Origin of the sequence: Pseudodesulfovibrio sp. 5S69 (genome assembly GCF_037094465.1) — a bacterium.
GTDB classification, from domain to species: Bacteria; Desulfobacterota; Desulfovibrionia; order Desulfovibrionales; family Desulfovibrionaceae; genus Pseudodesulfovibrio; species Pseudodesulfovibrio methanolicus.
Genome location: NZ_CP146609.1, coordinates 1319367 through 1339020 on the forward strand (window position 1 = coordinate 1319367; position 19654 = coordinate 1339020).

At 65.6% G+C, this 19654-nt stretch carries 15 protein-coding genes; 7 read left to right on the forward strand and 8 right to left on the reverse strand.

What is annotated here, in order from left to right; all coding sequences use genetic code 11:
- Nucleotides 1–202: 202 nt before the first annotated feature.
- Genes V8V93_RS06140 through V8V93_RS06150 form a run of 3 tightly spaced genes read left to right on the forward strand, consistent with a single transcriptional unit; the run spans nt 203 to nt 6471 of the window.
- The gene (locus V8V93_RS06140; RefSeq protein WP_338669478.1) at nt 203–3352 is read left to right on the forward strand and encodes a PAS domain-containing hybrid sensor histidine kinase/response regulator; all 3150 of its coding nucleotides are present in this window, start codon (nt 203–205) and stop codon (nt 3350–3352) included.
- Nucleotides 3349–4518: a TMAO reductase system periplasmic protein TorT gene (gene torT, locus V8V93_RS06145; RefSeq protein WP_338669479.1), complete on the forward strand. Its 1170-nt coding sequence runs from the start codon at nt 3349–3351 to the stop codon at nt 4516–4518. Before V8V93_RS06140 ends, torT begins: the two co-directional genes overlap by 4 nt.
- 3 nt (nt 4519–4521) lie before the next feature.
- Complete coding sequence (locus V8V93_RS06150; RefSeq protein WP_338669480.1) at nt 4522–6471, forward strand: cache domain-containing protein; 1950 nt, start codon at nt 4522–4524, stop codon at nt 6469–6471.
- Here the strand turns inward: V8V93_RS06150 and V8V93_RS06155 are convergent.
- From V8V93_RS06155 to V8V93_RS06175, 5 genes are all read right to left on the reverse strand, one after another.
- Nucleotides 6468–7664 carry a hybrid sensor histidine kinase/response regulator gene (locus tag V8V93_RS06155; RefSeq protein WP_338669481.1) on the reverse strand — a complete coding sequence of 399 codons (1197 nt, stop codon included), beginning with the start codon at nt 7662–7664 and terminating at the stop codon, nt 6468–6470. The genes V8V93_RS06150 and V8V93_RS06155 overlap by 4 nt on opposite strands.
- 101 nt (nt 7665–7765) lie before the next feature.
- On the reverse strand, nt 7766–8749 hold the full coding sequence (locus tag V8V93_RS06160) for an ABC transporter permease (protein ID WP_338669482.1): 984 nt from the start codon (nt 8747–8749) through the stop codon (nt 7766–7768).
- 148 nt (nt 8750–8897) lie between these two features.
- On the reverse strand, nt 8898–9941 hold the full coding sequence (locus V8V93_RS06165) for an ABC transporter permease (protein ID WP_338669483.1): 1044 nt from the start codon (nt 9939–9941) through the stop codon (nt 8898–8900).
- On the reverse strand, nt 9938–11416 hold the full coding sequence (locus V8V93_RS06170) for an ATP-binding cassette domain-containing protein (protein WP_338669484.1): 1479 nt from the start codon (nt 11414–11416) through the stop codon (nt 9938–9940). Before V8V93_RS06170 ends, V8V93_RS06165 begins: the two co-directional genes overlap by 4 nt.
- 2 nt (nt 11417–11418) lie before the next feature.
- Complete coding sequence (locus V8V93_RS06175) at nt 11419–12666, reverse strand: BMP family lipoprotein (RefSeq protein WP_338669485.1); 1248 nt, start codon at nt 12664–12666, stop codon at nt 11419–11421.
- Between the two features lie 377 nt (nt 12667–13043).
- On the opposite strand from V8V93_RS06175, the gene greA reads away from it, so the two are divergent.
- The 4 genes from greA (at nt 13044) to V8V93_RS06195 (ending at nt 17616) form a co-directional block, all read left to right on the forward strand.
- Nucleotides 13044–13538: a transcription elongation factor GreA gene (gene greA / locus V8V93_RS06180; RefSeq protein WP_338669486.1), complete on the forward strand. Its 495-nt coding sequence runs from the start codon at nt 13044–13046 to the stop codon at nt 13536–13538.
- Between the two features lie 67 nt (nt 13539–13605).
- A complete protein-coding gene (locus V8V93_RS06185) occupies nt 13606–14382 on the forward strand; it encodes a hypothetical protein (RefSeq protein WP_338669487.1) in 777 nt (258 codons plus the stop codon).
- Complete coding sequence (locus V8V93_RS06190) at nt 14379–15023, forward strand: RluA family pseudouridine synthase (protein WP_338669488.1); 645 nt, start codon at nt 14379–14381, stop codon at nt 15021–15023. The genes V8V93_RS06185 and V8V93_RS06190 overlap by 4 nt, the downstream gene beginning before the upstream one ends.
- Before the next feature lie 409 nt (nt 15024–15432).
- On the forward strand, nt 15433–17616 hold the full coding sequence (locus V8V93_RS06195; protein WP_338669489.1) for a glutamine synthetase III: 2184 nt from the start codon (nt 15433–15435) through the stop codon (nt 17614–17616).
- Between the two features lie 615 nt (nt 17617–18231).
- Here the strand turns inward: V8V93_RS06195 and V8V93_RS06200 are convergent.
- Genes V8V93_RS06200 through V8V93_RS06210 form a run of 3 tightly spaced genes read right to left on the reverse strand, consistent with a single transcriptional unit; the run spans nt 18232 to nt 19648 of the window.
- Nucleotides 18232–18693, reverse strand: coding sequence for an amphi-Trp domain-containing protein (locus tag V8V93_RS06200; protein ID WP_338669490.1), 462 nt, complete (start codon nt 18691–18693; stop codon nt 18232–18234).
- Entirely contained in the window at nt 18690–19445 is a 756-nt protein-coding gene (locus tag V8V93_RS06205) for a ParA family protein (RefSeq protein WP_338669491.1), read from the reverse strand. Before V8V93_RS06205 ends, V8V93_RS06200 begins: the two co-directional genes overlap by 4 nt.
- A gap of 17 nt (nt 19446–19462) precedes the next feature.
- Entirely contained in the window at nt 19463–19648 is a 186-nt protein-coding gene (locus V8V93_RS06210; RefSeq protein ID WP_338669492.1) for a hypothetical protein, read from the reverse strand.
- Nucleotides 19649–19654: the final 6 nt, after the last annotated feature.

The following is a 19654-nucleotide window of genomic DNA, read 5'->3' on the forward strand; positions in this document are numbered from 1 at the left end:
CTGAAGGTGAACATCTGTCTTTCGGACCCGATATGCAGCATAGCACAATTCTCTACAGCGGGTAATGGGGGGCGATCTTTTGCGAAACGGGCGACAGGGGGGCGGATTCTAATCGTATTCCGTCCCTCCTGTTTTCATGCTACTGATGCCGGGTGGTGCCCCCTGTACGCAACTGACGGTCCGCAAACACCCGGAGGGATTGGTGGAATACGATAATCTTGAGCAGTGCCGACAGCGCATCGCCGAACTCGAGGCCGAACTATCGAGCGCGGACCGGCGCTGGCGCGGCGTCCTCGAACATATGCCCCTGATCGGCGTCAGCCTGGACAGGGAGGGACGGGTGGTCTTCGCCAACCGCCATCTGCTCGAACTCACCGGGCGGACCCTCGGGGAGGTGCTCGGAAAGGATTGGTTCGACATCTTTCTGCCTGAGGACGAGCGCGGGCGCGTCAGGGAGATGTTCCGGAACACTCTCGCCGGTGGGGGCGCGAGCCAGCACACCTGCCACACCAACGAGATCGTCACCCGCGACGGAGCCCGGCGGACCGTCTCCTGGTTCAACGTCCTCGGCCTGGATTCCGCAGGGGCCGTGCAGGGCGTGACCTGTCTGGGGCTCGACCTGACGGCCCAGGAGGAGGCCCGGAAAGCGTTACTGGTCGGCGAGGAGCGGCTCAAGCTCGCCCTGGACGCGGCCAACGACTCGGTCTGGGACCTCAACTGCGGGACCAAGGAGGTCTTTGTCAGTCCGCAGTTGAACACCCTGCTGGGCTACCCCCGGGATTCCATCCCCGGCATCTACCGGACCTGGACGGATCTGGTCCACCCGGACGACAAGGGCGGGCTCGAAACGGCCTTGTGGGGGGCCGCGGAACGGCGGGACGCCTTTGAGGCCGAGATACGCATCAAGGCCTTTGACGGGAACTGGAAGTGGGTCCTGATCCGGGGCAAGGCGGCCGAGTCGGGAGAAGACCGGGAACCTGTCCGCATGGTCGGTACCCTCCAGGACATCCACGCCCGCAAGACCGCCGAGGAGGAGTTGCGCCGGGCCAAGATGGCCGCCGACCTGGCCAACAGCGCCCTGAAGGTCAACATGGCCCACCTGCGCACCCTGATGGAGACCATGCCCGAGCTGGTCTGGGTCAAGGACGCGGGCGGGGTTTTCCTGTTCTGCAACCACAGGTTCGAGCGGCTCTACGGGGCCAGCGAAGGGGAGATTGTCGGGCGTACGGATTTCGATTTCGTGGACGCGGACCTGGCCGAGTTTTTCCGCGCGCACGACCGCTCGGCCATGGAAACGGGCAGGCCGTGCATCAACGAGGAGCAGGTCACCTACCGCGACGATGGCCATGTGGAGTATCTGGAGACCATCAAGACCCCGCTGTACGACAGCGACGGCAAACTCATCGGCGTGCTCGGCGTGTCCCGCGACATCACCGAGCGCAAGCGCATCCTGGACGAGCTCAAGGAGAGCGAGCTGCGCTTCAAGCTCCTGCACAACGCCTCCTTCGGGGGCATTTTCATCCACGACAACGGCATCCTGCTCGACTGCAACCAGGGGCTCTCCGACATTACCGGCTACACCCAGGAGGAACTGATCGGCATGGACGGGCTCAAGCTCGTGGCCGAGTCGGTGCGCGACGAGGTCGCCGACAACGTCCGCAAGGGGCTGGAGCGGCCCTATGAAACCGTGGGACTGCGCAAGGATGGCGGGGAATACCCCCTGCGGGTCGCGGCCAAGAGCATTCCCTACAAGGGCCGCATGGTCCGGACGGTGGAGTTCCAGGACATCACCGACCGCAAGCGGGCCGAGGACAAGCTCCGGGATAGCGAACGCCGCCACCGGGTCATCTTCGAGAATTCCCCTCTGGGCATGATCCGCTTCAGCCGCGACGGGCGCATCCTGGACTGCAACGACCGCTTCGTGGAGATGATGGGCTCCACCAGGGAGGCGCTCATCGGCTTCCAGATCCTGCACGGCACCAACCGGAATATGCGCCGGTCCCTGGAGATCGCCATCGCCGGGCAGCCCTCCTCCTACGAGGACTATTACGCCTCGCAGACCGGGAGCAGGGAGGCCTACCTGCACGTCCAGTTCAATCCCGTGGATCCGGGTAACGCGCCTACCGAGGTCATCGCCACCCTGGAGGACTTCAGCGAGCTCAAGCTGGATCAGGACGCCCTGCGGGAGGCCAAGGAACAGGCCGAGGCCTTCAGCCGTTCCAAAACGGAATTTCTGACCAACATGAGCCATGAGATCAGGACCCCGCTGAACGGGATCATGGGCATGCTCCAGCTCATGCAGTCCACCGGGCTGAGCGCGGAGCAGACCGAGTACACCGGGGCCGCCCTCCAGTCCACGAAACGGCTGTTGAACCTGCTGACCGACATCCTGGACCTGTCCCGGGTGGAGGCGGGCAAGCTGGTCATGCGCAACGCCCCCTTCGACCTGGTGGAGACCTGCGAGCAGGTCTGCGACCTGTTCAAGCTGACCTCGACCCAGTCCGGGGTCTCCCTGACCTGCGAACTGGGAGAAAACGTCCCGCGCCGCGTGGTCGGGGACACCGTCCGGCTGCAACAGGTCCTGACCAACCTGCTGGGCAACGCCTTCAAGTTCACCGCCTCGGGCAGGATCGTCATGTCGGCGCATCGTCTGCCGGACACGACGCACGGCGGTTACCGCATCCTCTTTACCGTGTCCGACACCGGGGTGGGCATCCCGGACGGGATGGTCGACGTCCTGTTCGACGCCTTCACCCAGGTCAGCCAGGGGTATACGCGCCAGCACCAGGGGGCCGGGCTCGGGTTGTCCATCTGCCGGAACCTGGTCGGCCTCATGGGCGGGGGCATGGCCATCGAGAGCGAGGAAGGGGTGGGCACCACCCTGTACGTGTCCCTGCCCTTCGGCGCAGGGGACGAGACGGCGCCCGCCGTCCAGGGCGCCGGAACCCTCGGCCGGGCCGGGGTCCGTCCGCTGTCCATCCTCCTGGCCGAGGACGAGCGGGTCAACAGCCTGGTCATGCGGCGCATCCTGGAGAAGTGCGGGCATTCCGTGGTCACCGTGGAGAACGGCGAACAGGTCCTCAAGGCCCTGCGGACCACGCCCTTCGACGTGATCCTCATGGACATCCAGATGCCGGTCATGGACGGGGTGGAGACCGCCCGGGCCATCCGCGCGGGAGAGGCCGGGGAGGCCGTGGTCAAGATCCCCATCGTGGCCGTGACCGCCTACGCCATGGTCGGGGACCGCGAAAAATTTTTTGCGGCGGGCATGGACCGGTATGTGGTCAAGCCCATTGAAATGGCGAAGCTGGAGCAGGCCCTGGCCGAGGTCTGCCCGGAGGACGGCGCATGACCGGCGGCCGGCTCCCGGACGGCGTCCTCCGCGGGGCGGGCGCGCTGCTGGTCCTGGCCCTGCTTGTTGCCGCCGTTCCGAGCCTCGGCGCGGACGACGCCCCTCCCTGGTGGCCCATCCAGGTCAAGAGCTGGTACGGCATCTACGATCCGGGGCGCAAGCAGCCGGGCCAGGCCGCGGTCAGCCTGAACCGGCCCAAGCTCGAGGAGTGGGTCCCGCCCAGGGCGCCCTCGGGCCGGTACACCGTGGGCGTGTGCGTCCCCCACCTCAAGGACCCCTACTGGAGCGCGGTGAACTACGGCGTCATCGCCGAGGCCCGGCGGCTCGGGGTGGGCGTGCACATGACCGTTGCCGGAGGCTACAACGACGGGGCCCTCCAGGCGGAGCACCTGCGCGCCCATCTCAAGGACGGGGTGGACGGCGTCATCCTCGCCGCCGTGGACTACGAAGGCGGGGGCCCGGTCATCAAGGAGCTGCGCGAGGCGGGCATCCCGGTGGTCGAGGTTGTCAACGACATCCTGACTCCGGCCGTGTCGGCCAAGGCCCTGGTCTCCTTCCACGAGGTCGGCTACCTGGTCGGCGAATACGTGGCCGAGCATGCGGAGAATACCGGGCTGGACAAGCTGCGCATCCTCTTTTTGCCCGGCCCTCGCAAATCGGGTTGGGCCCCGGAGACCCTGGGCGGGTTCATGGAGGCCATGGAGTTCTATCCGGGCCGCGTGGACGTGGTGGACGTGTCCTGGGGGGACACCGGACGCGAGGAGCAGATCCGGTTGCTGCGCCGGGGCCTGGCCGAGCACGGGGACGTGAATTTCGTGGTGGGCAACGCGGTGGCCGCCGAGGCCGCGCCGGAGGTCCTCCGGGATATGGGGCTGGCGGGCAAGGTCGCGGTGGTCTCGACTTATATGATGCCCTCCCTCTATGACCTTATCGTCCGGGGCGAGGTCCTGGCCGCGGCCGCCGACCTGAACGTGTTCCAGGGACGCATGGCCGTGGACATGATGGTCCGCATTTTCAACGGCGAGGTGCCGGGCCGGGACTTTCCCTTCCGCGCCGGGCCGTTCATCCCCATGGTGACCACCGAGAACATCGCGAGCTATCCCTATGAGGGGTTGTTCGGGCCGCGCGGCTACCGGCCGGTCTTCCATCTGGAGCCCGGAGGGTAGGCCGTGTTCAACCTGGGCGACTCGCGCATACGGACCAAGCTGTACGTGGCCTACGCCGGGGCCTTCCTGGTCATTTTTCTGGTGGCCGGCGGAATCATTCACGCCCAGGTCCGGAACATCCTGCGCCGGAACATCGAGAACGAACTGGCCAAGACCACCGAGGCGTTGCGCACCATGGTCCGCGCCACGGTGGACGTATCCATCCGAAACTACATGCGGGCCGTGTCCGAGAAGTGCCTGGACGAGGCCCGCTACCTCCACCGCCAGGTCAAGCGCGGGAGGCTGACCGAAGCCGAGGCCAAGGACAGGGCCCGCCGCATCTTCCTGAGCCAGACCATCGGCCGCACGGGCCGGGTGTACTGCCTGAACAGCCAGGGCATCATGGTCGTCCACCACAAGCGCAGCCTGGTCGGCGTGGACATGTCGGGCCTGGCCTTCGTGCGCGAGCAGGTCCGGCGCAAAGAGGGGTACATGACCTACGAGTGGAAGGAGCCCCTGGAGGCTGGAAACCGCTCCAAGGCCGTGTACATGACCTATTTCGAGCCCTGGGACTGGATCATCTCCGCCTCCTCCTACCGCGAGGAATTCGCCCAGTTGGTCAACGTGGAGGACTTCCGCCAGCGGTTTTTCGAGCTGCGTTCCGGCCGGTCCGGGTATCCCTACGTCCTGGACTACAACGGGTACCTGCTGATCCATCCCTACCTGCGCGGGTTTCACTACCGGGACTACGACTCGCCGGGGCTGGGCGCGGTGGCCCGGCGCATCGTCAAGGAGCGCAACGGGCATTTCGACTACATGTGGCGCAATCCGGGCGAACAGACGCTCAAAAAGAAGGTGGTCTACTTCAAGGACATCCCCGAGCTGGGCTGGGTGGTGGCCTCGTCCAGCTACTACCAGGACTTCCAGCAGCCGCTCGACGCCATCGGCTACGTCATGCTCACGGCTCTGGCCGTGGCCGTGCTGCTGATGATCCCGGTCTCGTTCGGCATAGGCGCGCTGATCACCCGGCCCATCGGCAAGTTGCAGGAAAATTTCGCCCGTGCCGCGGACGGCGACTTCTCCGTGCGCATGGAGCAGCACTCCCGCGACGAGCTGGGCCTCATGGCGGGGTACTTCAACTCCTTCATGGAGCGGCTGACCGCCTACAGCCAGGACCTGGAAAGCGAGATCGCCCGCCGGAAGCAGACCGAGAAGGAGCTCATCGCCATGGACCGGGCCAAGACCATGTTCCTGGCCTCGGCCTCCCACGAACTGCGCACGCCGCTGACCTCCATCATCGGCTTCCTGAAGCTCATGGAAAAGCACTTCCGCGCCCGGTTCATGCCCGTGCTCGGCCCCCTGGACCCGGTGGGCCTCCAGGCACGCAAGTTCGAGAAGAACCTGACCATCGTCCAGGTGGAGGCGGAGCGGCTGGGACGGCTGGTCAACGACCTGCTGGACCTGAGCAAGATCGAGGCCGGGCGCATGGAATGGCGGGACAGGCCCCTGTCCGTGGACCGGGTCCTGCGGCGTGCCGCCGAGGCCTCGGGAGCCCTTGCCGAGGAGAAGCCGGGGATCGAGTTGGTGGTCGAGTCCCTGGCCGAGCCCATGGCCGTCCGGGCCGACGCGGACAAGATCCACCAGGTGCTCATCAATCTGCTCAGCAACGCCTTCAAGAACACCGATGCGGGCAGCGTGACCCTGTCCGCGGTGAGGACCGAGGCGGGCGCGTACTTCTCGGTCTGCGACACCGGGCGGGGCATCTCGGAGGACGAGCGGGAGCGGATTTTCGACATCTTCTACCAGGGCCGGGATGAAAACAGCCGCTCCACCCACGTCTTCGGCACCGGGTTGGGCCTATCGATCTGCCGGAAGATAGTGGCCCATTACGGGAGCCGTCTGGTGGTGGATTCAGTGCTCGGCAAGGGGAGCTGTTTCCGGTTCTCCATCCCCTTCGCGGAGGGGGAGGACTAGGCCGGTTCGGGCCGGGGTTCCCCTTCCCGGTTCAGGGAGAAGGGCAGGGAGATGAAGAACGTGCTGCCCTTGCCCAAGGCGCTTTCCACCCGGATTTTTCCGTCCAGCTTTTCGATGAGGTATTTGGAGATGGTCAGGCCGACGCCGGGGCCGGAGAGCCGCTTGGTCATGACCTTTTCCCCGATTTCGAAGCTGTGGAAGATGGTCTCCAGCCGGTCGGTCGGGATGCCCACGCCCGTGTCCGTGACCGCGAAGCGGATCATGACCCGGTCCTGGTCCGCCCCGGCGAAGTGGTCCGGGTCGATGCGCACATCCAGGGTGACCTTGCCCTTTTCCGTGTAGCGGAAGGCGTTGAGCAGGATGTTGTTCAGGGCCTGGGATGTCTCCAGCGGCGCGCCGTACAGGGTGTCGGGCAGGTCGCCCTGGGCGATGAATTCGAACTCGACGCCCTTTTTCACCGCATAGGCGTGGAACACGGCGGCCAGGCGGGACAGGACCTTGGGGAAGTCGAAGAACTTGCGGTCGATGCGCACGGCGTCGGATTCGAGCATGGTCAGGTCCAGGAGTTGGTCGAAGAGCCCGGCCAGTTGGGCGGCGCCGTCGTGGAGCGGGCGGATCAGCTCAAGCCGCTCGGGGTCGGTGTCGATCTCCAGCAGCAGGCTGGACAGCCCCATGATGTGGTTCAACGGGGTGCGCAACTCGTGGCTGATGTTGGCCAGGAAGGCCGACTTGGCCCGGCTGGCCTCGTCCGCCTTCTCTTTGCTCTTTTCGAGTTCCAGGGTCCGTTTGCGGACCTTTTCCTCCAACACCCGGTTCTGGTTGTACAGGGCCAGGTGGGTCCTGATGCGGGCCTGGACGATGGCCGGGTTGACCGGCTTGGTGATGTAGTCCACGGCCCCGAGGGCGAGCCCCTTGGCCTCGTCCTCGCTCTGCGACTTGGCCGTGATGAAGATGACCGGTATCTGGCTGGTCCGTTCGTCGCTCTTGAGCCTGCGGCAGACCTCGTAGCCGTCCATCTCGGGCATCATGATGTCCAGGAGGATGATGTCCGGGAGCACGTTGCGGACGATGTCCAGGGCCGTGACCCCGTTGAGCGCCACCAGAAGCTTGTAGTCGTCCTTGAGGACATCCACCAGCAGGTCGATGTTCAGTCGGTTATCGTCGACAACCAGGACGGTGGGACGTTCGCTCATTTGCATTGGTGCTCCATGAATACTGGGACTATTAGGGAGTTACCGCATTTCCCATTACGGAGCAAGGGACACTGCAAAGTAATCCGGGGGGCAGCCGCTGCCTAGAGTCCCTTCTTGGGATCGAAGTCCTGGCCCAGGGCGGCGGGCGCCTCGATGGACCAGCTCTTGGAAAAGGCTTTGAGGAAGGGGTGGCGCCGGACGATGTCCTGGACCCAGCCCATGCGGCCCATGTTCACGGCCAGCAGGGTCAGGATCATCATCGGGAAGGGGGCCACCTGGAAGACCGGGGCCGGGATGGACGGGAATATCTCCTGGAGATAGATGCCGGAGACCTGCAGGGCGGCGAAGAAAAACGCGCCGAGCGCGGCGCGCACCGGGTGCCAGCCGCCGAAGATGACGATGGCCAGCGCGATCCAGCCCGCGCCCTCGCACCCCTGCGGCCTGCCCCAGCCGGGCTTCACGGCCAGGGAATACGCGCCCCCGGCCAGCCCCACCAGGGCCCCGCCCGCCAGGCAGTAGTACAGCCGCACCAGGCGCACGCGGATACCGCGCCCGAAGGCCGCGCGTGGAGATTCGCCCACGGCCCGGAGGCGCATGCCGCCCTCGGTGCGGTACATCCACCACCAGCAGAAGGCTATGGCCGCCAGGCTCAGGTAGACCACCGGGGACTGGGTGCCGAAGATCAGCCCCACGAAGGGCGCGTGGCCTAGGCCGGGGATGGTCCACAGGCCGAGGTCCGGCCCGGGCTGCCGGGAAAAGTTGTGGCCCAGGAAGTAGGCCAGGTCGCGGGACAGCAGGGTCAGGATGAAGCCCACGGCCAACTGGGACTGGCCCAGGTAGATGCCGATGAGGCCGAGCACGCCCGCGATGGCCGCGCCCACGCCCGCGCCCGCGAGCATGCCGAGCCAGGGGGAGCCGAAGGTGGCCGAGCAGGCGAAGGCGGCCATGGCCGACAGCAGGATGGAGCCGTCGAGCGACAGGTTGATGATGCCCGCCTTCTCGGTCAGGGTCTCGCCCAGGGTGGCCAGGACCAGCGGCGCTCCGGCCATGAGGATGGCCGCGATGGTCAGTGCGAAGGTGTCCATCAGCTTCTCCTCCGGGTTGCGCCCTCTAGATCGCCGCGCCGAAAACCACGGTTTTCGGCTTGCTCCGTCGCCTTCGGCGGCGCGTCGGCCCTTTCGGGCCGCCGTGATGCCGCACCGAAAATGGACGCAATAAAGGATGGATGCGGCATCAGTCGTTCTCCTTCCGTTGCTTGAGCCACAGCCGCAGGCCCTGCACGATGAACAGGGACAGGACCATGATGCCCTGGATCACGCCGGACAGGGAGGAGTCCAGGCCGAGTTGCAGCGGCAGTTGGATGGAGCCCACGTTGAGGATGGCGAAGAACAGGCAGATGAACGGCACCAGCGGGAGCCGGAACGAGGCCATCATGCCCACCAGCAGGGCGGTGTAGCCGTAGCCGGACGAGATGTTCGGCAGCAGCCGGTGGTAGACGCCCAGGACCTGGGTGGCCCCGGCCAGCCCGGCCAGGCCGCCGCAGAGCATGAAGGCCTGGAGCAGGCGGCGGCGCGGTCCCAGGGCGAACAGGGTGGCTGCCTTGGGGTTCTCGCCCACGGCGCGCATCTTGAGCCCCCACTTGGTGCGGTAGAGCAGGAAGTAGACCAGGACGATGGCCGCGCAGGCCAGGCCCAGCCCCACCCAACTGACGGAGAGGTTGCCGAGCCTCGGCAGCCACAGGGAAAGGTCCAGCGGCTTGGTCCCGGACATGGAGGCCACGCCGGGCCGTTTCCACGGGCCGAAGATGAGCCACAGGGTCACGCCGAGGGCCACGAAGTTGAGCCCCAGGCCGGAAAAGATTTCGTGCACCCGGCCGAAGACGCGCAGCAGCCCGGCCAGCAGGGCCCAGAGCGCGCCGCCCGCCATGGACGCGGCCAGGGCCAGGATAATGACCCCGGTTCCGCCGCCGTTCTCGAAGGGCCTGAGCGCCGCGGTGGCGAAGATGGCCCCCATGATGACCTGGCCCTCCACGCCGATGTTCCACAGCCGGGCCGTGAACGGGATGAGCAGCCCCACGGAGCAGAGCGTCAGGGGCACCCATCCGGCCAGCACGCGGCCGATCTTGGACCAGGAACTGACCCCGCCCTTGAAGAGCACGTAGATGGTTTCGAGCGGCGGGGCCCCGGCGGGCAAGGCCACGATCACGGTCAGGGCCAGGGCCAGGAGCAGGGCCAGGGCGAGCCAGCCGGTCTGGGCCAGGAGGGAGTCGCGGTTCATGCCGCACCTTCCTTGAGCTCGTCGTACCGCTTGCCGGCCATGAGCGCGCCGACCACCTCCATGGAGATGTCGTCGCCCTCGACCACGGCGGCCAGGGTCCGGTCGTAGAAGACGATGACCCGGTGGCTGTGTTCGAGCACCTCCTCCAGGTCCGGGGAAAAGAAGATCAGGGTGGCCCCGTCCGCGCAGCGCCGCTTCAGGTGGTTCCAGACCTGCCGGGCCGAGCCCGCGTCCAGGCCACGCGTGGGGTGCTCCATGAGCAGGAGTTTGGTCTCGTCCGGGATGAGCGAGAGCAGGAGCCGCTGCTGGTTGCCGCCGGACAGCTCCACGGCGTGGGTCTCCGGGTGGGCCTGGAGATTGAACTTGTCCACGCACTGGGAGCGGTAGAAATCGCCGAGGTCGCCCGATTTGCCCGGGAAGGCCAGGGTGATGTGCTCCATCAGGTTCAGGTCCGGGAACAGGGCGAGCCCCAGGCGGTCGGCGGGCACGAACTGGACCCCGGCCCTGCGCAGGGCGCGGAAGTCGTTGGACGCGAAGCGGGTCCCGTCCAGGTCGAAGGCGCCGCCGGGCATGCGGTCCAGGCCGCACAGGCCGCGCAGGAAGAGTTCCTGGCCCGAGCCGTCGAGCCCGGCCAGGCCGATGCATTCGCCGGGCCTGGCCGTGAAATTCAGTCCGCCCATGGAGTACTTGGGACCGGCAAAGAGCACGTCGTGCATGTCCAGGCGCGGCGTATCGGTGGCCGGGGGCAGCTCGGGCAGGGGCTCCACCTCGCCGTCGGCGGCCTCCCCGAACATGAGCTGGACCAGCTCTCGCTCGTCGTAGGGCGGGGTCAGGGTGGAGACCAGCCGCCCCTGGCGCATGATGAAGATGGAGTCGGCCATCTCGAAGGCCTCGGACAGCTTGTGGGTGACGAGCACGATGGTGTGGCCCTCTTCGCGGGCCAGCTTCATGAGCAGGTCGAAGAGGTCCTGCTTCTGCTCCGGGGTGATGCCGGTGGTCGGCTCGTCCAGGATCAGGGTGGTGGCCCCCAGATCGAGCAGGCGCAAAAGCTCCAGGAGCTGGCGCTCGCCCACGGTCAGGCTGGAGACCGGCTCGTCGGGCAGGAAGCAGGCGTCCAGGCGGAAGGAGAGTTCGCCGATGATGTCGATCACTTCCTTCTTGCTGCGTTTGGGCGCGCCGAGTTGGAAGTTCTCCCACACGGGCATGGCCGGGAAGTCCAGGGGGTCCTGGTAGAGCATGCCCACACCCTTTTCCCTGGCCAGGGCCGGGGTCAGGTAGGTCAGGGTCTCGCCGCCCATGGTCAGCTCGCCGGACGTGGGCCGGGTGTGCCCGGCGAGCACGCGCATGAGCGTGGACTTGCCCGCGCCGTTCTCGCCGACCAGGGCATAGATGCGGCCGGGTTCAAGGGTCAGGCTGATGCCGTCGTTGGCCCGAACCCGGCCGTAGTGCTTATGTATGTCGTTGAGGACGATCATCCCTATTCGGGGGAGGACAGGCCTTCCATGCCCTGCAGCAACTGTTGCATGTACCAGATCTGCTTGTCGGTGGCCTTTTCGCCGGCCTTCAGGAACGGGGTGCCGTCCTGGTAGTTGAGCGGGCCGGTGAAGAGGTCGAGCTTGCCGGAGCCGAGTTCGGCGATGAACTTGTCGAGCGCGGCCTTGGTATCGGCGGACATGCCGGGGCCGGGCATGAAGCCCACCGGGGACTTGTCGGGGTTGTTGATGTCGGCCCAGTAGGGGGCGACCCATTCGAAGCCGGGCTTGTAGGAGCCGTCGGCCACGGACTTGGCCAGCTTCAGGAACATCGGGCCCCAGTTGAAGTAGGGCACGCCGAGGCAGATGCCGCCCTGGCCCTCGCAGGCCTTCTCGTAGTCGTAGGGCAGGGCCCAGACCTTCTTGCCCGCGTCGGCGCGCTGCTTGGCCACGACCACGTTGTCCGGGGTGTCGATGCCGGAGATGACCACGTCGTATCCATCGTCATACAGGGAACCGGCCACCTGGGTGGGGTCGGCGGTCACGCCGGGGATGTTGAACCAGAAGCCGATCCACTTGACGTTGAAGGTCAGGTCCTTGGCATCCTTGCCGCGCACCTCGGTCCAGGCGTAGCGCGCGCCGAGGTAGGCGGCGGACATCAGGCGGCGGGTCTCGTCGTTGATCAGCGGGCCGACCACGCCGATCTTGCCGGTCTGGGTGGTCATGGCCGCGGTGAACCCGGCGAGCATCTTGGCGTAGATCATCTTGCCGAACAGGTTGCCCAGGTTGGCCGGGGCCTTGCCGGTCCAGGCGGAGTCGCCCGAGGCGTGGACGAAAATCTTGTCGGGGTGCTGGGCGGCGGCTTCGAGGATGCCGTCCTTCATGTCGTCGGAACCGGCGATGATCAGGTCAGCGCCCTTTTCGATCAGGTCGTCGGCCACCTGCGGAATGGTCAGGCCGGGACGGTCGGCGGGGTTGACCTTGTCGAGGTAGATCAGCTTGGCGCCGCTCATGTGGGCCTCGACGTACTTGCCGCCCTCATACTGGGCCTGGCTGTAGCCCTTGTCGTTGTATGGGCCCACCAGGATCAGGCCGAGGGTCAGGGGCTTGGCGGCCTCTTTTTGCGTTTCGGCCGGAGCCGGGGCGGGGGCCTCGGTCTTGGCCTCTTCCTTCTTGGGCTCGGATGAGCAGCCAAAAGCCACAAGCAGGCAGACGCTCAAGAGCAGCGCCGCCAGGGAACGAAAACGAAACATCCTCATCCTCCAGGGTTCAGTGCCCGGTACGCGAAAGCGGAGCGCGGCGGGCGTTTGTGGTATTCCGGCCTCCTCGGGTCGGCAAAAAAGCGGCGGGACCGGTGTAGCCGAGACTCCCGCAAAAGTCTATTCTTGGATTAGAAGCCGGGGTCGTGTCAACAGCTTGTTGTTTCGATTAAGGATATGTACGGCCGCCCGGCGCGCTCCACGCGGGGGAGAAGCGGCCCACTTGACCATGGCGTTCGGATGTTCTATTTGAACAAGCAGTCAGTTGGATTGACGAACATGCAGCCGCGCAGCTTTTTCAAGGATTGCCGCGCGGCCTGTATCTTTTTTACTTCCCGGCTGAGAATACACTTTAGAGAGGTTTTTTGACCATGGATCGCATTCCCATTTCGAAACAGGGATTTGAGAAGATCTCCCAGGAATTGGAAGATCTGAAGGCCCAGCGGCCGGCCATCATCCAGGCCATTGCGGAAGCGCGCGCCGAGGGTGATCTTTCCGAGAACGCCGGATACGACGCCGCCCGCGAGCGGCAGGGCATGCTCGAAGCCCGCATCACCTACATCAATTCGCACATGCCGCTGTTCGACGTGCTCGACCTGGACACCCTCTCCGGCGAACGGGCCATCTTCGGGGCCACCGTGGAGGTGGAGGACATCGATACCGAGGAACGGCGCACCTTCACCTTGCTCGGCCCGGACGACGCGGACCACAAGAAGGGCTCCATCTCCGTGCTCTCCCCCATGGGCCAGGCCATCCTGGGCAAGGAGGAGGGCGACGAGGTCATCGTGGACGCCCCGCGCGGACGCATCGAATACGAGATCGTCTCCGTGGAGTTTCGCGGCGCCGCCGGCCTGAATCTCAAGTAGGGCGAGCGCACTTCCCCCCCATCGACAGATCCGCCCCGCCGCCCAAGGGCGGCGGGGCGTTTTCATCATGCAATCCACATCAATCCGTCCCGCCGGGGAGTTCGACCCCGCCGTCGCCTGCCGGGGCTGGTGCGTCCGCTGCGGCCGGGAGCACACCCTGCCGGTCGGCCCGGCGCGCGGCCCGGCGCTCGACCTGTTCGAACGCATGGAGGCCGAAGGGCGCATCGACTTCGATGCTCCCGAGCCGGATCCCAGGCTCTCCACGGAGTATCTGCACGGCCAGGCCGGGGGGCAGATGTTCGGCGTGCTCGCGGCCCGCGACGCGCAGGGTGAAACCGTTGTGCTCAAGGCGTTCTCGGGCCAGTACGACGGGGTCTGGGAGGTGGACGGCTGGGCCCCCCCGCTCGTGGATACTGCCCGGTTCCGGCGGGACACCCTCGAGGCCGAGCAGCGCATCAAGGCCCTGGGCCGCGAGATCGACGGGCTGCCCCCGGCGTCGCCCGCCCGCGACCGGCTCGTCCGCGAGCGCAGGCAAGCGTCCGCGACCCTGATGCAGGAGATCCACGCCATGTACCGGCTGCCCAATTTCCGGGGCGAGACCGTGCCCCTGCCCCTGGCCGTGCACCCCGAGGGGAACGCGCCCACGGGCACGGGCGACTGCTGCGCGCCCAAGCTGCTCGGCTATGCCGCCACCCACGGCCTCACCCCGCAGGGGCTGGCCGAGTTCTACTTCGGCCGGACCAACCGTTCGGGCACCCGCGAGCACGGCCGGTTCTATCCGTCCTGCCTGGACAAGTGCGGCCGCATCCTCGGCTTCATGCTCTGCGGCCTGGAGGGCGCGTGAACATTCCCGAAGGGCTGAACGTGGTTTACGAGGACGACGTCCTCGTGGTCGTGGACAAGCCGTCCGGCCTGCTGTCCGTGCCGGGCAAGGGCGAGGCCAACCAGGACTGCGTGGTCGCCCGGGTCAAGGCCCGCTACCCCGGCTGCATCGACCAGCCCTCGGTCCACCGCCTGGACCAGGACACCTCGGGCCTGCTCGCCCTGGCCCTGACCGCCGAGGCCCACCGCGACCTGTCCGGCCAGTTCATGGACCGGCTGGTGGGCAAGCGGTACATCGCGCTCATAGACGGCGTGGTCGACGGGCAGGGCGGGACCATCGAGCTGAAGTTCCGCCTGGACCCGGACAACCGCCCGTACCAGGTCTACGACCCGGTGAACGGCAAGCGCGGGGTGACCCGCTGGCGCAAGCTCTCCGTGGAAGACGGCCGCACCCGTGTGGAATTCATGCCGCACACCGGCCGGACCCACCAGCTCCGACTGCACTCGGCCCACGAGAAGGGGCTGGGCTTCCCCATCGTGGGCGACCGCCTTTACGGCACCGGTACCGGACCGGGCCAGCTCAAGCTCCACGCCTCGCTGTTGCGCTTCCGCCACCCGGTTACCCGCGCCCCCCTGGAATTCGTCTCCCCGGCTCCGTTCTGACCCCGTCCGGGCGGTATCGGCCCGGGAGGGCCCGGATACCATTTTGTGCTTTTCCCGCGGACCGCTCCGCCGGGCCTGCCGGCTTCTCCGAAGTGCCCAAGGTTACGTATTTTTTTTCTTTCCATTTCCGTCAAGGACTTTGGGAATGAAATGACATGGTTGTGAAAAAATGTGTTTTTTTTCACAAAAATGTCATGGTGAAAGGGCGAAAAACCGGGGTGAAACTACATTTTCGTAGTAAAAAGCGCGTCGTCCGAAAATGGCTTCAGCGTATCTGTCTGGATATACGGCATTTTCATTGTTTGGCATATAACTTGGTATAAAGGGCGTCTAGACTACAAGGGTCAGGCGCCCCTTGGCCCGGCCGGACGCCGGAAAACCCATATTTACATGCCTGAAGGAGTATTACATGAGCGGATACCAGACTCGTCAGAACGCAATCAATGCGGTGACCAACTACCAACCCAGCATCGAGACCCTGAATTTCGCGGAGACGACCCCGTCCGAAATCTTCGGCTCCAATGTCTTCAACGAAAAAGTCATGAAGGCCATGCTGCCCAAGGAAGTCTACAAGTCCTTGATGAAGACCAAGATGAACGGCGAGAAGCTGGACCCCTCCGTGGCCGGTCCGGTGGCCGCCGCCATGCGCGAATGGGCCATGGGCAAGGGCGCGACGCACTACACCCACGTCTTTTATCCGCTGACCGGCCTGACCGCCGAGAAGCATGACAGCTTCCTGAACCCCGACGGCGCGGGCGGCGCCATCGCCGAATTCGAGGGCAAGCTGCTCATCCAGGGTGAGCCCGACGCTTCCTCCTTCCCGTCCGGCGGCCTGCGCGCCACCTTCGAAGCCCGCGGCTACACCGCCTGGGACATGACCAACCCGGCCTACATCCTCGAAAACCCCAACGGCACCTTCCTGTGCATCCCGACCGCCTTCGTCTCCTGGAAAGGCCACGCCTTGGACAAGAAGACCCCGCTGCTGCGCGCCAACCAGGCCCTGAACAAGGCCGGACGCCGCTTCCTCAAGCTGTTCGGCGCCGACGACGGCTCCATGGTCGTGTCCAACGCCGGTCCGGAGCAGGAATACTTCCTGGTCGATCGCAACTTCTTTTTCGCCCGTCCCGACCTGATGGTCTGCGGCCGAACCCTGTTCGGCGCCAAGCCCTCCAAGGGCCAGGAGTTGGACGACCACTACTTCGGCGCCATCCCGCGCCGCGTGCTCTCCTTCATGATGGAGGTCGAGCGTGAGCTGTACAAGCTGGGCGTGCCGGTCAAGACCCGCCACAACGAAGTGGCCCCCGGCCAGTTCGAGATCGCCCCGGTCTACGAGCAGTCCAACCTGGCCACCGACCACAACCAGATGGTCATGACCACCCTGAAGTCCGTGGCCAAGAAGCACGGCATGGCCTGCCTGCTGCACGAGAAGCCGTTCGCCAACATCAACGGCTCGGGCAAGCACCTGAACTACTCCATCTCCACCCCCTCCCAGGGGTCCCTGTACTCCCCGGGCAACACCCCGCACAAGAACATGCAGTTCCTGGCGGTCACCGCGGCCACCATCCGCGCCGTGGAAAAATACGCCAAGCTGCTCCGCGCCGTGGTCGCCTCTGCCGGCAACGACCATCGCCTGGGCGCCAACGAGGCCCCGCCGGCCATCATCTCCATCTTCCTGGGTGAAGAGCTGGCCGAGATCTTCAACCAGATCGAACTCGGCGACCTCAAGGGCTGCAAGTCCAAGGGCTGCCTTGAGCTCGGCGTCGACACCCTGCCCCCGCTGCCCATGGACTCCGGCGACCGCAACCGCACCTCCCCGTTCGCCTTCACCGGCAACCGCTTCGAGTTCCGCGCGGTCGGCTCCAACCAGTCCATCGCCGGTGCCCAGGTGGCCCTGAATACCATCCTGGCCGAGTCCCTGGACTTCATCACCGACGAGATCACCAAGATCACCGGCGGCAAGAAGGCCGGCCTCAAGGAAGCCTGCCAGAAGGTCCTGCAGGGCATCATGAAAAAGCACGGCCACGTGATCTTCAACGGCGACGGCTACGCCGACGCCTGGCAGAAGGAAGCCGCCAAGCGCGGTCTGCCCAACCTGAAGACCACCCCGGACGCGCTGCCCGCCATCATCGACAAGGACGTGGTCGCGGTCTTCGAGAAGTACGGCGTCCTGTCCAAGGACGAACTGCACTCCCGCTACGAGATCTACCACGAGCAGTACTGCCAGCACATCGTCACCGAGTCCCTGCTGACCGTGAAGGTCGCCAAGACCATCATCCTGCCCGCCGCCATCCGCTACCAGGGCGAACTGGCCCAGGTCGCCGCGTCCATCAAGGCCGCCGGCATCGAGCCCCGCACCATTCTGCTCCAGGAAGTCACCGACAAGCTGCGTGACCTCCAGCAGGGCATTGTGGCTCTGGAAAAGATCGTGGCCAAGGACGACTTCAAGACCGTCGAGGAAGACGCCAAGTACAAGGTTGAAAAGACCCTGCCCGCCATGCTCGCCGTTCGCGAAGTGGCCGACAGCCTCGAAGGCATCGTGGCCGACGATCTCTGGCCGCTTCCCAGCTACCAGGAAATGCTCTTCATCAAGTAAGCGCGCTCCTGCCAAGCGTAAAAACAAGGGTCCCGGTGTTGCCGGGGCCCTTTTTTTACGCTTGTCGGAGCGCGTTCGGCTTCCGATAGCGGGCCATCTGCACATTTTTTCCGGGGGGCTTTCATCCTCACGTAGACGGCTACGCTGCGGTGAAAGCCCCCCGGAAGAAAATGCACAGCTGGCCCACTCTCGAAAGCCTTGATCCGTGCCAGCGCGGGAGAGAGCCGCTGTCGGGTGCCGGGAGCACCCGAATCGCTCCAAAGAGGGAGGGTTACGCGGGGCGTGGGAGGGAGAGAGCCGCTGTCGGGTGCCGGGAGCACCCGAATCGCTCCAAAGAGGGCCGGTTGCGCCTGAGTTGGGGAGGGAGGAGAGCCGCTGCTTGGGGCTTTGTCCTAAAGGCGCTCCAGGCAGGGAAGTCGAGGAGAGCATGGCAGGAAAAGGTGGAAGCACCCCGCGAAGCGGCTATAAGAGGCTTGGAGAAGGAGGGATGGAGGTCCGGGGAAGGGAGGAAGAACCCTTTTCAAAGGGTTTTCCTCCCTTCCCCGGCCGCCGGAGGCGCAACGAAGCGGCCCGGCACGACAGTGCCGGGCCGCTTTGGTTATCACATGGTGGTGGCTAGTCGCCGGAGATTTTGAGGGATTCGGCCTGGGAGCCGTCGTCGAGCCATTCGAGGTCGATTTCGCATTTGGCCTTGTTCTTCTTGCGGGCGAGCTTGAGTTCCACCTGCATGGTGTCGGGCACGCCGAGGACCAGGGTTCCTTCCTCGTTTTCGGCACGGATGACGCCGGATTCCAGCGAGTCGGCCAGGTCCTTGAGGTAGGCGATCACCTGGGGCGTATCCATGGTCTGTTCGATCTTGATCTTGCCTTTGCCCATAGTCATCTCCTCGTTGCTTTTGGCGGCCTGGAATAAGGGTGTGCGCGGGGCGGCCGGTTCGGCGTTTTTCGCGGCGCAGGCCGGGGCGGGTTGGGTGGTTTGGCCGGACGGGCGGGGTTCCTGTGTCCGGGGGGCCGCTGTCGGAGCCGCGTCGGGGGTGACCCAGTCCAGGGGATTGGTCCCGAGTCTCTCGTCGCTCATGGAGTACCTCTGCGGAGCAGTTCCAGGGCCAGGTTCCGGTAGTCGGCGGCCCCGTGGCTGCGGGGTTTGTAGGTGAAGATGTCCTTGCCGAAACTGGGCGCCTCGGCCAGGGAAATGTTGTCGCGTATGGTCGTTTCCAGCAGGGCGTCGCCGAAGTAGTCCTTGATCTTGCGCCGGATCTCCCGGTTGAGCTTGCGGGTGCGCTGGTAGCGGGTCATGAGAATCCCGGACAGCGCCAGGCCGGGGTTCCAGCCTTTGCGGATGGCCTTGACCGTTTCCATGAGTTTGCCGAGCGATTGCAGGGCCAGGAATTCCGGCTGCACCGGCACGAGCAGTTCGCCCGCCGCGACCATGGCGTTCAGGGTCAGCATGCCGAGGTTGGGCGGGCAGTCGATGATGGCAAAGTCATAGTCCTGGCCCTGGGCAAGGGCGTCTCGCAGCCGCGTCTCGCGGTCCGTGGCCGAGGCCAGATCCACCTCGGTCCCGGCCAGGGCCACGGAGGCGGGGACCACCTTGAGCGATCCGACCTCCATGGTCACGGCTTCGAGCGGGCATTCGCGCATCAGCACCGCACCCATGGTCCGGGGCAGTTCGTGGGCCATGATGCCCAGGGAGTAGGTCAGGTGCGCCTGGGGATCGAGGTCCAGGAGCAGTACGCGCCGGTCCTGGCGGGCCAGGGCGGCTCCCAGGTTCACGGCGGTGCACGTCTTGCCCACGCCTCCCTTCTGGTTCAAAACGGCGATAGTGCGCATGAGACTCCGGGGGGTGGCTAGTGCGTGGTCTGCAGGGTTATCTTCTTGATGACGTATTCCCGGCCGTAACGGTAGGTCAGGGCGTTGATCCGTTCGAGTATTCTGTCGCGCTCGGCATCGAGCATCTCGGGATTCTCCTCTTTAATGCCGAACAGGTCGACTACCTCGGTCCATTCGAAACAAGGGTCGTGTATTTCTGTCATGGTCGT